Below are 13741 nucleotides of genomic sequence, written 5' to 3'. Positions count from 1 at the left end.
CGCTGCAAGTACGTCCCTGTAAGCTCGGTCGCCGCATCCATGCGGCTCACGCCCCCGCAACCGGACCCACCCCGCCTTCGACAGTTGTCCGCAATCTGCCGGGGTCGGATCCCGTTGCTTTGCAACGGGCTCTGACCCCAATGACGGGCGATGGCTGACGGTAGATCCACGCCATGCGTGGACATCGCGGGGGTCAGAGCCCTTTCCTGCGGAAAGGGATCCGACCCCGGCCAGTACTTACGACTTCTTGATGGCGTGGCCGCCGAATTCGTTGCGCATCGCTGACAGCAGGCGGTCGGTGAACGAATTGGATTCGCGCGAACGCAGGCGTTCGAGCAGCGAAAGGGTGATCACCGGGGCAGGTACGTCCAGCGCGATCGCTTCGGCGACGGTCCAGCGGCCTTCGCCGGAGTCTTCCACGTACGGTGCGATGCCATCCAGCGAGGGATTGCGCTTGAGTGCTTCGGTACTGAGGTCCAGCAGCCACGAACGCACCACGCTGCCGTGGCGCCAGACCTCGGCCACCTGGGCCAAGTCCAGTTCCATTTCCTGCTTGCGCTCCATCAGTGCGAAGCCTTCGGCGTAGGCCTGCATCATTCCGTACTCGATGCCGTTGTGGACCATCTTGGTGAAGTGGCCTGCGCCGGACGGGCCCACGCGCGCCCAGCCACGATCTTCGGCCGGCGCGAGCGTGCGCAGCAGCGGTGCGATCTGCTCGACCACCGCTGCATCGCCACCCACCATCAGGCTGTAGCCTTCCTGCAGGCCCCACACGCCGCCGCTGGTGCCGCAGTCCACGTAGCCCAGGTCATCTTCGGCCAGCGCCTTGGCGCGACGGATCGAGTCCTGGTAGTTGGAGTTGCCACCGTCGATGACGACGTCACCTTCGGCCAGGTGCGGGGTCAACTGGCCCAGCGTCTGGTCCACGGTTTCGCCGGCCGGCACCATCAGCCACACCACGCGCGGCACCGGCAGCGCGGCCACTGCGGCGGCCAGCGAATCGACCACCTCCAGGCCGGCCTCGGCGGCGCGCTGGCGGGCGCCCTCGCCCGGGTCGTAGCCGACAACGCGGTGGCCACCGCGGTGCAGGCGCTGGGCCATGTTGGCGCCCATCCGGCCGAGGCCGATCATTGCAATATCCATTGTTTCACCTTCAGTTGGGGTCTAGGGTCAGGCTGCCTGGCCTGCCGGTGGCTGCGCAGTGGCGCAACTGCGCCTCGCGCCAACGCCGGTAGAGCGTGGTATGCAGATTGTGCAACGCCAGGTCGATGGAAAACGGCGTGCGCGGATTCCGATCGAGCAGGCGAATGATGTGGTAGCCGACAGGACGTATACCGCGTGGGTGCGCGTAGATCACGAACTGCTGGTAGAACGGATCGTCCAGCAACTGGTCCATCTGCTGCACGACGTCACGATAGCGCGGGGCCAACTGAGTACGCAGCGCCGGATCGCGTTGGTACAGCAACCGCTCGAAATAGCGTTGGCCGACACGCGGAATGCCCTGCGCCAGCTGCCACAGGGCACGGTTGCGTTGGTCATACCAGGCCAGGCCACCGTGCTCCGCCAGTGCCTGCGCCGCGCCTTCGCCCACCTCCACCACAACGAAGTTCTCGGCCTGGTTGCTCAAATCGTCCAAGGTGCCTTTGTCGAAGACGTGTTCGATGAAGCCCGGCAGCCCGACAAAGGCCTGCCGCCCCATCGCCGACGTGCGCACGGCCTTGCCGTCGGCCAGGAACTGGCCGGCCTGCGCGCCCAGCAGGATGCTGTCGGTGTCGTGCAGGCCAAGGAAGGTGCCGATGGACAGTTCGGCGGGCGCGAATTCCGCATCGAAGGCGGCATCGCCGTACAGCTCGCGCTGCGTGGCCAGCTGCGCGACTTGGCGGCCGACGCCGCACTCGGCGCGAACGTGGCCCGTATAGAACGCATCCAGTGCGCGGCTGTTGCTGGCGGCCGGTACATAGCCGCGGCCAAAGCTGCGCACCCGCTGCCATCCCTGTGCCGGGGCGCCGCGTGCGCCGAAGCCGATCCAGCCCAGCTGCACACCGGTGAAGCGGAAGGTCTCATTGTCCTGCAGTGCCTGGGTGGCCCGTTGTACGGCCGCGCCCAGTTCAAAGGCGTAGGCGCAGACCGTGGCCGGGTCATCCAGCAACTGCTGCAACAGGGCCTGCCGATCGGTGTCGGCCATCGTGTCCGGCCAACGCACGCGCAGATCACCGGCCGCCTGCGCCTCGGCCAGCGAGGCACGCGTGCACACCGGCCCACCTTGCACCTGTGGCGCGCTGACCGCTGTGGTTTCAAAGCGCCATCCCAGCCGCTGCAGCAGGCCTTGGCTGCACTCGGCCGTAGCGGCCAGCGCGCTCAGGGGCCAGCCCAGCAACAGGGCCCATGCCAACACCCTGCCGCGCACGCTCAGCCCTGGTCCGTTGCTGCCGGCGCTGGTTCGGGCTCAGGCCCGGCAGGAGGCTGCGGCGACGCGGCCGGCTGCGGTTGCGGCTCTGCTTTTGCTGCCGCCGGCAGATACTGCTGCAGGCGCTGGAAGAAGCGCCGATAGAACTCGGCATCGGTGATCGTGCTGCTGGCCACTTTCACCAGTGAGTCGTCATTGCTGCCGAACGGCAGCGACACCGAACCCAGCGCGCCCACGCCCACACTGGCCGAGGTCGGGCTCTTCTTCAGTGCATAGCGGTCCTGCACGGCGCTGACGAACACCAACGCCTGGCTGCCACGCGGCGCGCACGAGATACGCAGCACCAGCTGCTCATGGTCGTCCTCGCGCGGCTGGAAGTTCTTGTTGCCTTCCACCTGCGCATCGTCCGAGCGTGCGATCGCATAGCCCTGGCTGAGCAGCGTGCGCCGGGCTGCTTCGCAGGCTTCGGCCGGACGGCCATCGACGGTGCGCGAGAAGGTGTCGCCGGAGTCGAAGGACTCCCGCAGCAGACTGCTGTCGGCGGCACGACCGCCACAGGCGGTCAATGCCAAGGCACTGGTGGCAGCCAGCAGGGAAGCAGAAAGAAGGGAGGCCCGCATGGGTACTCCTGCGAAGACGTTATCCCCGAGGGTAGCCCCCTGCCCGTGTGCGCCGGGTCGAAAACACCGGTCCCGTCCGCCACCGTTGTACCCGGTTCATGCAAAAAGGGGACGGAAGGATCAAGTCGTTTGTGCCACTAACGACTTGATCCCTCCGTCCCCCTTTTTCAGTCAATCAGTCGGCCCAGCGGCCTGCGGCGGTGGACTGCGGCAGCACCTGCGCCGACAGCGGACGGTCGGCCTCGAGCAGGTTCACCGCGTCGGCCAGGATCGAGGCCGATTCACGCAGCAACGGATCCGGACGCTTCTCGGCGGCCTTCTCGCGGGCGGCATCCTTGACGATGTCGCGCTCGTTGCCGGTCAGGCCGTCATCGCTGCTGTCATCGGCCAGCGGGTCCAGGGCCAGGCCCAGTTCCTTGCGCACGATCTGGCGCTGCTTGCGCTGGGTGTCCTGGCGCTCGCGCTCGGCACGACGGGTCGCTTCATTCAGCGAAACGTACTTCTTCGCCGCTTCAGTACGGAACTGTTCCACGTCCTCGTTCCACCACTGGAATTCCTTGTCTGTGGCGATGCGCGAGTCGTGACGCGTTTCCAGCTTCGGCAGCAGCGGCGCGAAGTTGCCGTACTGGGTGTGCGGCACCGCGGCGATGCGGGTCCACGGCAGCGCGTTGTCGTAGGTGCTCTCGCCGAACTCGCTGGCATCGACGCTGGCCGGGAACGCCAGGTCCGGTACCACACCCTTGTGCTGGGTGCTGCTGCCGCTGATGCGGAAGAACTGGGCGATGGTCAGCTTGACCTGGCCAAAGCGCTGGGCTTCGCCGCTCGGCCAACGGTCCAGGTCAACGATGTTCTGCACCGTGCCCTTGCCGAAGCTGGTTTCACCGATGACCAGACCGCGGCCGTAGTCCTGGATGGCACCGGCAAAGATTTCCGACGCCGACGCCGAACCACGGTTGATCAGCACGGCCAGCGGACCGTCCCATGCCACACCCTGGTTGCGGTCACTGTTGACGGTGACACGGCCACCGGATTCGCGCACCTGCACCACCGGACCCTGCTCGATGAACAGACCGGTCAGCTCGATGGCTTCATCCAGCGAACCGCCACCGTTGTTGCGCAGGTCCAGCACCACGCCGTCCAGCTTGTCGGTCTTGAAACCGGCCAGCAGCTTGGCCACGTCGCGGGTGGCCGACGCGTAATCGGTGGCGTTGCGACGACGGCCTTCGAAGTCCTGGTAGAAGGTCGGCAGCTTGATCACGCCGACCTTGCGTGCCGGCTCGCCATTGGCGGCCGGGATGGTCATGGTCTCGCCCTTGGCGGCCTGTTCGGCCAGGCGCACCTTCTGCCGGGTCAGCACCAGAGTGTGGTGCTTGCCGTCAACGCCCGCTTCGGCCGGAATGAACTCCAGCTTCACCTGGGTGTCCTTGGCGCCACGGATCTTGGCCACGACATCATCGATGCGCCAGCCGATCACATCTTCCACCAGCCCGGACTTGCCCTGGCCGACGCCGACGATGCGGTCGCCCGGCTTCAGCGTGCCGTCCACGGCCGCCGGACCACCGGCGATGATCTCGCGGATCACCACCACGTCGTCCTGGCGCTGCAGCTGCGCGCCGATGCCTTCCAGCGACAGCGACATTGCCTGGTTGAAGTTTTCGGCGGTACGCGGGGTGAAGTAATCGGTGTGCGGATCAACCGCGCTGGTGTAGGCGTTCATGAAGAACTGGAAGGTGTCTTCGCCCTTCAGCTCGTTGACCGACTTTTCCAGGGTGGCGTAACGCTTGTCCAGCGTCTTGCGGATGTCATCGGACTTCTTGCCGGCCAGCTTCAGTCGCAGCCAGTCATTCTTCACCGACTTGCGCCACAGCTCGTCGAGCTCGGCGTTGGACGCTGCCCACGGCACGTCCTTGCGGTCGTACTCGAAGCGCTCGTCGGTGGTGAAATCCGGTTCCTGCTTCAGCAGCTTGCGCGCATAGGCCACGCGCTCGCCGACGCGCTGCTTGTAGACCGCGAACACCTGGAAGGCCGGCTCCAGCTCGCCGCCGCGGATGGCATTGGCAATGCCAGCCTGGAACGGCGCGAAGCGGGTGATGTCGGCCTGGGTGAAGTACTGCTTGCCGCCGTCCAGCGTCTCCAGGTAGCGCTTGAACACATCCTTGGAGGTAGCTTCATCGAGCGCACGCGGACGGTAAGCGTAGCGGCTGTCGGACAACAGGCCGTACACCAGCTTGGAGGTGGTCACCTGATCGGCGGTGGCGGCAGCCGGCAACGCCGGTGAGTCGGCCTTGGCCGCGAGCGCCAGCGGCGCGACCAGCGCCAGGGCCATCAGGAATGCGGGGGCTTTGAATTTCATTGACGTGCTCGAAGGCGCCTTGCCAAGGGGGAGACTGCAGGGTGTTCAGACACCACGACAGTGCCGAAAGTTGCCGGGTTTGTCACCCGCCCACTTCCAGTGGAAAACCAGCCTAGCGGGGCCGGTGTAGCAAATTGTGAATGCAGGCAAAGGCGTGCGGACCAACGGTCCGCACCCACCATGGTGATGGTGACACCCATCGGTGGTGGTGGCACCCATCGGTAGCGCCGGGCCATGCCCGGCGGGGATGAGGTGTGCGGACCAACGGTCCGCACCCACCAGCGGAGCGTCAGGAAATGCCGGCGCCCTTGGCCTGCACGTCGGCGTGGTACGACGAGCGCACCATCGGGCCGGAGGCCACGTGGCTGAAGCCCAGCTCGTAACCGTAGACTTCCAGCGCCTTGTAGTCGTCCGGGGTCCAGTACTTCAGCACCGGGTGGTGATGCGCGGTCGGCTGCAGGTACTGGCCGATGGTGATCATGTCCACGTTGTGCGCACGCAGGTCGCGCATGGTGGCCTTGATCTGTTCGAAGTCTTCGCCCAGGCCCAGCATGATGCCCGACTTGGTCGGCACGTCAGGGTGCTGCGCCTTGAAGTTCTTCAGCAGGTTCAGCGACCACTGGTAATCGGCACCCGGGCGCACGTTGCGGTACAGGTCCGGCACGGTTTCGATGTTGTGGTTGAACACGTCCGGCGGGTTCTGCGCGAGGATCTCCAGCGCGCGCTCCATGCGGCCCTTGCCGCGGAAATCCGGGGTCAGCACTTCGATGCGGGTGCCCGGCGACTTCTCGCGGATGGCGGTGATGCAGTCGACGAAGTGCTGGGCACCGCCGTCGCGCAGATCATCGCGGTCGACGCTGGTCACCACCACGTACTTCAGGCCCATGTCGGCCACGGTCTGGCCCAGGCTTGCCGGCTCGTTGGCATCGGGCGGCTTCGGCCGGCCGTGTGCCACGTCGCAGAACGAGCAGCGGCGGGTGCAGACCTCGCCGAGGATCATGAAGGTAGCGGTGCCGTGGCCGAAGCATTCGTGGATGTTCGGGCAGCTGGCTTCCTCGCACACGGTCACCAGACGGTTCTCGCGCAGCTTGGCTTTCAGGTTCTGCACGGCATTGCCCGAAGGAATGCGCACGCGGATCCAGGAGGGCTTGCGCAGCACCGGCACGTCGGCAAACTGCACCGGCGAGCGGTTGATCTTGTCCCCACCCATCTGCTTGACCCCGGCCTGCAGGGGCGCGGTGGACGGAAGCTCGGCCTGCACGATCTGCAGGGGAATGGTGCGGGCAGTGGTTTCAGTCATGGCGTTTCCGGGGGCGGTCAGGCGGCCGCAGAGAGATCAGGCAGTTCAGGCACGGGCTGCAGCAGCAGGCCGAACTGGCGGGCCAGGTGGTCCAGCAGCACCGGCTTGACGGCGTCCATCCCGGACGGACCGCCCAAGTCTAGCACCGTGGTCACCTGCAACCCCTCGTAACCACAGGGGTTGATGCGGTGGAAAGGGTCAAGGTCCATGGCCACGTTGAAAGCCAGGCCATGGAAGGTGCAACCACGGCGCACGCGGATGCCGAGCGCGGCGATCTTGGCGCCAGCGACATAGACGCCCGGGGCGCCGTCGAGCCGTTCCGCACCAATGTTCCACTCGGCCAGCGTGTCGATGATGGCCTGCTCGATGCGGCACACGTAGTCGCGCACGCCGATGCCCAGCCGCGGCAGGCGCAGCAGCGGATAGATCACGATCTGGCCGGGGCCGTGGTAGGTCACCTGGCCACCGCGATCGACGTGGACCACCGGGATCTCACCCGGCGCCAGCACGTGTTCGACCTTGCCGGCCTGGCCCAGGGTAAACACCGGATCGTGCTCGACCACCCACAGCTCGTCCAGCGTGTCGTCGTCGCGCTGGTCGGTGAAACGCTGCATGGCATGCCAGACCGGCTCGTAGGCCTGGCGCCCCAGATCGCGCACCACCGCCGGGCGCGGCGGGCGCGCCTCGGGGGCAGCCGCTTCGGCAGGACAGCTGACGGCTACACCGTCCACTTCACTTCCGGGTGGTCGCGCAGGGCCTGGTGGGCCACGTCGTACTGATCGCGGTTCTCGGCCCGGAAGACCAGGCGCACCGAGACGTACTTGCCGTTGGACGAATGCTTCCAGCTGATGCGCTCGTTCACCACGTCAACGCCAGCAGCCAGCAGCAGGCGGGGGAGTTCATGCTCCAGGCCGCGGTTGGCCGGGCCCATCGCGCTGAGCTCGAACTGACCGGGGAACTGGAAGCCGTGTTCGGGGTTGTCGGACTTGATTTCCATGCGCCCATTATCGGGCCGCAGGGCAACAAACCCAAGAGTATTCATGTAGACCGGCGGCACTGCGGGCGGGCCGCTGCGTTGCAGCTGAACATCCATTCAGGCTGGGACCCACCTCCCAGGGCCCCTGCCCCATCGCTGCGGCTTCACCTGCGGTAACCGATTGTATCGATCAGACAATGTTGTTTTCGGAACAGACAAGTGATCCCAGCGCGCTCGTTCCATCACAGCGCCGGGAGTACCGTGTCGTTGCATAAAACGACAGACAAAAGCCCCCTTCCCGATGATCATCCCATCCATGCGCTACCTCGCATCCTTTGGATTGTCCGGCCTGCTGGCCACCGCCCTCCCCCTTTCCGCCTACGCAGCCGAGCAATGCGGCCCGGACGCGATGCGCGAGCATCCGCCGCAGGTCAATTTCCGCGTCGACAACGACCTGTTCGGCGGTCGCCACCAGGACCAGGGCTACACCAACGGCGCCCAGCTGACCCTGGTCTCGCCCAACCTGGTCGACTACACCGATGACCCTTGCCTGCCGCGCTTGGCGCGCTGGGTGAACAGCCATCTGGAGGCACTGCACCCGGGCAGGTTCGAACAGCAGAACATGATCTTCAGCCTGGCCCAGGGCATTTTCACCCCCACCGACCCGACCCGCAGCGACCTGATCGAGGATGACCGGCCGTATGCCGGCGTGCTGCTGGTCAGCTTCGGCTTCAACGCCCGCAGCGGCGATCGTCTGCAGACCACCCAGCTGTCGCTGGGCGTGGTCGGCCCGTGGGCGCAGGGCAAGCAGGTGCAGGACGCCGTGCACAGCGTGCTGGGCGATGAGAAGTTCAAGGGCTGGGACAACCAGCTGCACAACGAACCGGTGTTCATGCTGACCCACGAACGCATGCGCCGCTGGCCGGGTGATGCCAGCATCAATGCCGACGGCTGGGGCTGGGATGCGATCAGCCACTACGGCGGTTCGATCGGCAACCTGGAAACCAAGGCGAACATGGGCGGCGAAGTGCGCTTCGGCTGGAAGCTGCCGGACGATTTCGGCAGCACCCCGCTGCGCCCGGCGGGCGAGAACACCGCGCCGACCCGGGGCGGCAAGCCGTCCGGCTGGTCGTGGCACCTGTTCGCCACCACCGATGCGGCGTGGGTGATCCGCGATATCACCCTGGACGGCAACACGTTCCGCAACAGCCACAGCGTGGACAAGCGCCACGTGGTCGCCCAGGGCGGTTATGGCATCGCGGTGATGCGCGGCCGCTGGAAGTTCGCGATGGCGCGCTACCACAGCACCCGCGAATTCGATGGCCAGCGCCAGTCGCCGGTGTTCGGCAGTTTCACCATCAGCCGCTCGCTGTAAGCGATCCGCTGATGGTCGTGGCGGCGGCTGGCTGCACGAGGTCATGTAGTGCCGGCCGCTGGCCGGCTGGCTGCACACGCGGCCGATGTCATGAGGAGCCGGCCAGCGGCCGGCACTACCACCTCCGGGCGGGGTCATGAATGCCGATACACCGAAACAGAAAAGGCCGGCATTCGCCGGCCTTTTCCGTTCACCGCAGCACGCTGCGGATCATTCCGATTCCCACCACATCCAGAAGCTGTCCCACAGGCGCTTGAAGAAGCCGGCCTGCTCGACGGCGGCCACCGCCACCAGCGGCGCTTCGGCCACCAGCTTGCCATCCAGGGTGACCTTCACGGTACCGATCTGCTGGCCCGCGGTGAACGGTGCCTCCAGGGTCTTGGGCACGTCGATGCTCGGCTTCAGGTCGTTGTAGCGACCGCGCGGCACGCTGACCAGCATCGGCTGGGCCACGCCCAGCTGCACCTTGTCGGTGGTGCCCTTCCAGACCTTGTGCTCGGCCACGGCCTTGCCCGGCTCGTACAGGCGGTGGGTTTCGAAGAAGCGGAAGCCCCAGTTCAACAGGGCAAGGCTGTCGTCGGCGCGCTGCTTTTCCGACGCGCCGCCCAGCACCACCGCGACCAGACGCTGGTCACCGCGCTGGGCCGAGCTCATCAGGCAGTAACCGGCTTCGGAGGTGTGGCCGGTCTTGATGCCGTCCACGCTGCCATCGCGCCACAACAGCAGGTTGCGGTTCGGCTGCTTGATGGTGCCGACCTGGAATTCCTTGATCTTGTTGTACGCGTAGGTTTCCGGGTAATCACGCACCATCGCGCGACCCAACAGGGCCAGGTCGTAGGCGCTGCTGTGGTGGCCCGGGGCGGTCAGGCCGTGGGCGTTCACGAAGTGCGAGTTCTTCATGCCGATCTTGGCGGCGTAGCTGTTCATCAGCGAAGCGAAGGCTTCTTCGCTGCCGGCCACGTGCTCGGCCAGGGCGATCGCGGCGTCATTGCCGGACTGGATTGCCATGCCCTTTTCCATGTCTTCCAGACGTGCAGTCTGGTTGACCGGGAAGCCGCTGTAGCTGCCATCGGTGCCGGCGCCACCTTCGCGCCAGGCGCGTTCGCTCATCATCACCTGGTCGTCCGGACGGACCTTGCCGTTCTTGACCTCGGCGGCGATCACGTAGGACGTCATCACCTTGGTGATGCTGGCCGGGGCCAGCTGTTCGTTGATGTTTTCGCCTGCCAGCACCTGGCCGGTGGCGTAGTCCATCAGCACCCAGGCCTTGGACACGCTGGGTGCGGGCGCCGGCGGCGTGGCCACGGTGGCGGGGGCAGCAGCGGCAGCGGCAGGCGTCGGGGTGGCCGGGGTCGGCAGCGGCGTCTGGGCGGAGGCCAGGCCCACCACCAGGGTGGCGGCCAGGGCAGTGGCGGCGGAACGGAAATTCATGGGACAGCAGGCTCCAGGGGACGGCCGGAAAATGAAGGATGGGACAAGGTGGCCATTGTAAGGCCGGGGTGGCAAGGGCCGGCAGCACCGGCCCGGGCGGAATCAGTCCTTGACGATCTGTGGCGAGCCAAAGCCCAGACCCGAGATGCGCCCGGCAAGTTCCGCCGCGCTGGCATGGTCGCTGGCGGGAACCCGCAGACGCCACAGGGTACGACCACCGGCAGCGATGTCGCTGATGGTGGCACCGACGATGCCGGCAGCGTTGAGCTGGCCCATCGCCCGGTTGGCGTTGTCGCGGTTGGAGAAGCTGGCGACCTGCAGCATCACTGCGCCCACCACCTTCTGCGACAGGCTGGGGCTGCTGGTCGAGGCCGGGCTGCGTGGCACGGCGGTAGCCACGACCGGCGCGGCGGGACGCGGCGCGGGCGCGCTGGGCGGCAGGCTGCTGACCGCCACCTCCGGCATCGTGCTGACGGCGGCCTGGGTGGTGGCCGGCTGGCCACGCGCTGGCGCTCCATCGGCAGGCAGGCGGTTGACCAGGCGATCGATGTCACTGTCGGCAACCGCACGAGCGGCGGGTGCAGGGCGCGCGCTGGCGACGGCAGCGGTGGCCGCCGCCGCTTCAGCAGCACGGCGCTCACGGCGCGACGGCTTCTGCGCCATCAGGTTGGTTTCACCCGGCTGCACCGCGCGCACTTCCACGTTGCCGGTACCGCGCTGGGTGATGCCCAGGCGCACGGCGGCGGCATAGCTGAGATCGACCACGCGGCCATCGTGGAACGGACCACGATCATTGACGCGCACGATCACCGATTCGCCGTTGTCCAGGTTGGTCACGCGGGCGAAGCTGGGCAGCGGCAAGGTCTTGTGCGCGGCGGTGAACTGGTACATGTCGTAGACCTCGCGGTTGGAGGTCAGGCGGCCGTGGAACTTGGCGCCGTAATACGAAGCGGTGCCACGTTCAACGTAGTTGCGGGTGTCGTCGAGCACCTTGTACTGCTTGCCCAGCACCACGTAGGGCGATTTGTTGCCGATCGCCGAGCGGTCTTCATTGGTGACCAGCGGCTCGGGAATGCAGGCTACGTTGGGCACGTAACTGGGCGTGGTGTCTTTCACGCCGGGCTTGTACAGGCCGCCAGCGGTGTAGTTGCCACGGGTGGACAGGTCCTCGGTGGCGGCCGCGTACGGCGAACCCTCCGGACAATGCGCCGGACGCCCGCCCTTGCCCTGCACCACCGTGCCGGACGGCTTGCCACCGTGGCCGGCGGTCGCCGGCTTCTTCGGCGCGCTGCTGCAGGCGGCCAGCGCGAGGACGATCAATCCAGGGACCAGCCATCTGATGTTCATGCCGGGGGCAGCTCCTGTCCGGCAATGGCCTGCGACAACTGGAACACGGCCATCGCGTACATTTTCGAGAGGTTGTAACGGGTGATCGCGTAGTAGTTCTGGAAGCCCAGCCAGTACTGCTTGCCGGTGCTGCCTTCAAGCGTGATGGGGGTGGCGGTGGCGCCCGGCTGCACCGGTGCGCTCGGCTGGTAGCCGCGCTGGGCCAGATCGGACAGCGACCAGGTGGGCGTCCACTCGGTCGGGTTGAACTCTTCGCGGCCGGCGGCGAGCGTGGCCGGCACGGCGACCTGGCCGCCGCGCACCCAACCGCCCTTCTTCACGAAGTAGTTGGCGATGGAGGAGAACACGTCGTCGTAGCTGGTGAACAGGTCACGGCGGCCATCGCCGTTGCCGTCCACCGCGTAATCCAGATAGCTGGAGGGCATGAACTGGCCCATGCCCATCGCGCCGGCATAGCTGCCCTTGAGCGTGGTGATGTCCAGCTTTTCCTCGCGACCGAGCTCGAACAGCTTGGCCAGTTCATCGCGGAAGAACAGCTCGCGGCGCACTTCGCGTTCCAGCTTGGCCGGGTCACCACTGCGCGGGTAATAGAAGGCCAGCGTATACAGCGCATCGAGCACGCGATGGCTGCCGGCATTCTTTCCGTAGCTGGTTTCCACGCCGATGATCGCCACGATCACTTCAGCCGGTACACCGGTGCGCTGCTGCACACGGTCCAGTTCAGCGCGATGCTGGGCAAGAAACGCCTTGCCGCCATCGATACGCGCCTTGCTGATGAACATCGGCCGGTATTCGTTCCACGGCTTGACCCGCTCGGCCGGCCGCGACATGGCGGCGATGATCGGCTGGCGCACCTGCGCCTGGTCGAGCACGTTGCGGATCTCGTCAGGCTTCAGGCCGTAACGCTTGGCGGTGTCGGCAATGAATCTGGCGCGCGCGGTTTCGAACGGCACCGGGGTGAGATCGACCGGCGCAGCCGTAGCGGCTGCCGCTTCCGGCGCGGCTTCGGCCGGGCCCTGAGGCTTGGCCGCCGGGTGGCGCGGCGTACTGCTGGCCTGGGGCGAAGTCGGTGGGGACGTCGGCTGGGTCGCGCAGGCGACCAGGCCGAGGGTGAGCATGCAGGCCAGAGAACGTCGAATCATCACCGCAGGTTAGCAGGTCATGGATGAATTAAAACCCCTAACACCATGAATCACAACGATTTGCTCGCGTTCAGCGCGAAATGTGAAGGCGTTGTGATTGACCTGCCCCATTCAGGCAGAGGTTGCCGGTTGCGTCCCCATCCCCGCAGACGCAACCGGCCGCCGGACCCGGTCGGTACCTGCGCGGCTGCCGCTCCCCAGTGGCAGTGCTCCGCGCTCCTTGTACCTGTTGGATCAGTACTGCTTTCCCATCCGACGCCCCTCGCGCTGCATCAAAGACGGCGCGCCATGCCGAACGGGCCGCCATTGTGCAGGCCGATTGCGACAAGTCCATTGATCAGGATCAACGCGGCGTCAAAATGTGAATTGGCGCCCACTTTTAATGGAACTTCGTCAGCGGCCATGCTGCTGTGCGGTGGAGTGGGAACGATTACAGAAATGCGCGTGCGCAGATTCATGCGCGCATCGGCGGCGAAGGTCGGCGAACGGCGCAGCCCCTCGTGGGTGAGCGCAGAGCGATTCATGAGGGTTGGCCGGGTTCCTGGGGCGTCCACCCACGAAAAAGAAGAAGGAAGAGCAACAGCGGGTCGCTTCGCTCTGAGCTGAGCGTGGGCTCGGCTCCACAGGAAGTGTGGGCAACCGGCCATGCTGCTTTTGCTTTTGATCTTTTTTTCTTCTTGCGTGGGTGGGCGCTGCAGGAACCTGTCAGCGGCCGGGCGGGTGGGTAGTGCGGGGTGTCCGCGGCATGGATGCCGCGGCCAAGCCCCCAGGGATGGGTTCACGGCGTCCC

General features: G+C 66.3%; 12 protein-coding genes. 1 reads left to right on the top strand and 11 read right to left on the bottom strand.

Annotated features, from left to right (window positions below):
- Positions 1-237: 237 nt before the first annotated feature.
- From gnd to AB4Y98_RS20520, 7 genes are all read right to left on the bottom strand, one after another.
- Complete coding sequence (gene gnd, locus AB4Y98_RS20550) at positions 238-1143, bottom strand: phosphogluconate dehydrogenase (NAD(+)-dependent, decarboxylating) (protein WP_176019582.1); 906 nt, start codon at positions 1141-1143, stop codon at positions 238-240.
- Positions 1144-1153: 10 nt separating this feature from the next.
- Positions 1154-2392 (bottom strand): hypothetical protein, encoded by a 1239-nt coding sequence (locus tag AB4Y98_RS20545; protein WP_442245037.1) that lies wholly within the window; start codon positions 2390-2392, stop codon positions 1154-1156.
- A 17-nt stretch (positions 2393-2409) separates the two neighbouring features.
- Positions 2410-3027: a DUF2242 domain-containing protein gene (locus tag AB4Y98_RS20540; protein WP_442245035.1), complete on the bottom strand. Its 618-nt coding sequence runs from the start codon at positions 3025-3027 to the stop codon at positions 2410-2412.
- A 175-nt stretch (positions 3028-3202) separates the two neighbouring features.
- On the bottom strand, positions 3203-5380 hold the full coding sequence (locus AB4Y98_RS20535) for a carboxy terminal-processing peptidase (protein WP_442245034.1): 2178 nt from the start codon (positions 5378-5380) through the stop codon (positions 3203-3205).
- Between the two features lie 289 nt (positions 5381-5669).
- The gene (gene lipA, locus AB4Y98_RS20530; protein WP_223496596.1) at positions 5670-6680 is read right to left on the bottom strand and encodes a lipoyl synthase; all 1011 of its coding nucleotides are present in this window, start codon (positions 6678-6680) and stop codon (positions 5670-5672) included.
- A gap of 17 nt (positions 6681-6697) precedes the next feature.
- Positions 6698-7342, bottom strand: coding sequence for a lipoyl(octanoyl) transferase LipB (lipB, locus tag AB4Y98_RS20525; RefSeq protein ID WP_442245036.1), 645 nt, complete (start codon positions 7340-7342; stop codon positions 6698-6700).
- A 56-nt stretch (positions 7343-7398) separates the two neighbouring features.
- A complete protein-coding gene (locus AB4Y98_RS20520) occupies positions 7399-7677 on the bottom strand; it encodes a YbeD family protein (protein WP_025878705.1) in 279 nt (92 codons plus the stop codon).
- A 295-nt stretch (positions 7678-7972) separates the two neighbouring features.
- Here AB4Y98_RS20520 and AB4Y98_RS20515 point away from each other — a divergent pair, with 295 nt between their 5' ends.
- On the top strand, positions 7973-9031 hold the full coding sequence (locus tag AB4Y98_RS20515; RefSeq protein ID WP_442245033.1) for a lipid A deacylase LpxR family protein: 1059 nt from the start codon (positions 7973-7975) through the stop codon (positions 9029-9031).
- A gap of 210 nt (positions 9032-9241) precedes the next feature.
- On the opposite strand, the gene AB4Y98_RS20510 is transcribed toward AB4Y98_RS20515, so the two are convergent.
- The 4 genes from AB4Y98_RS20510 to AB4Y98_RS20495 form a co-directional block, all read right to left on the bottom strand.
- Positions 9242-10462 (bottom strand): D-alanyl-D-alanine carboxypeptidase family protein, encoded by a 1221-nt coding sequence (locus tag AB4Y98_RS20510; RefSeq protein WP_099820912.1) that lies wholly within the window; start codon positions 10460-10462, stop codon positions 9242-9244.
- Positions 10463-10564: 102 nt separating this feature from the next.
- Entirely contained in the window at positions 10565-11809 is a 1245-nt protein-coding gene (locus AB4Y98_RS20505; RefSeq protein WP_367785905.1) for a septal ring lytic transglycosylase RlpA family protein, read from the bottom strand.
- Positions 11806-12951 carry a lytic murein transglycosylase B gene (gene mltB, locus AB4Y98_RS20500; RefSeq protein WP_442245032.1) on the bottom strand — a complete coding sequence of 382 codons (1146 nt, stop codon included), beginning with the start codon at positions 12949-12951 and terminating at the stop codon, positions 11806-11808. The genes AB4Y98_RS20505 and mltB overlap by 4 nt, the downstream gene beginning before the upstream one ends.
- A gap of 272 nt (positions 12952-13223) precedes the next feature.
- The gene (locus AB4Y98_RS20495) at positions 13224-13475 is read right to left on the bottom strand and encodes a hypothetical protein (protein WP_442245031.1); all 252 of its coding nucleotides are present in this window, start codon (positions 13473-13475) and stop codon (positions 13224-13226) included.
- Positions 13476-13741 lie beyond the last annotated feature (266 nt).

The sequence above is a fragment of the Stenotrophomonas sp. 2YAF26 genome (assembly GCF_052114625.1).
Classification (GTDB): domain Bacteria; phylum Pseudomonadota; class Gammaproteobacteria; order Xanthomonadales; family Xanthomonadaceae; genus Stenotrophomonas; species Stenotrophomonas indicatrix.
Note: the sequence above shows the minus strand (reverse complement) of the source record. Positions and strands in the feature narration are given on the sequence as shown.

What these genes read in the sequence shown, in the direction of transcription:
- AB4Y98_RS20520 (WP_025878705.1), bottom strand. Translation starts at nt 7,677, where the DNA reads ATGGAAATCAAGTCCGACAACCCCGAACACGGCTTCCAGTTCCCCGGT.
- AB4Y98_RS20505 (WP_367785905.1), bottom strand. Translation starts at nt 11,809, where the DNA reads ATGAACATCAGATGGCTGGTCCCTGGATTGATCGTCCTCGCGCTGGCC.
- AB4Y98_RS20495 (WP_442245031.1), bottom strand. Translation starts at nt 13,475, where the DNA reads ATGAATCGCTCTGCGCTCACCCACGAGGGGCTGCGCCGTTCGCCGACC.
- mltB (WP_442245032.1), bottom strand. Translation starts at nt 12,951, where the DNA reads ATGATTCGACGTTCTCTGGCCTGCATGCTCACCCTCGGCCTGGTCGCC.
- AB4Y98_RS20535 (WP_442245034.1), bottom strand. Translation starts at nt 5,380, where the DNA reads ATGAAATTCAAAGCCCCCGCATTCCTGATGGCCCTGGCGCTGGTCGCG.
- AB4Y98_RS20510 (WP_099820912.1), bottom strand. Translation starts at nt 10,462, where the DNA reads ATGAATTTCCGTTCCGCCGCCACTGCCCTGGCCGCCACCCTGGTGGTG.
- lipA (WP_223496596.1), bottom strand. Translation starts at nt 6,680, where the DNA reads ATGACTGAAACCACTGCCCGCACCATTCCCCTGCAGATCGTGCAGGCC.
- AB4Y98_RS20540 (WP_442245035.1), bottom strand. Translation starts at nt 3,027, where the DNA reads ATGCGGGCCTCCCTTCTTTCTGCTTCCCTGCTGGCTGCCACCAGTGCC.
- AB4Y98_RS20515 (WP_442245033.1), top strand. Translation starts at nt 7,973, where the DNA reads ATGCGCTACCTCGCATCCTTTGGATTGTCCGGCCTGCTGGCCACCGCC.
- gnd (WP_176019582.1), bottom strand. Translation starts at nt 1,143, where the DNA reads ATGGATATTGCAATGATCGGCCTCGGCCGGATGGGCGCCAACATGGCC.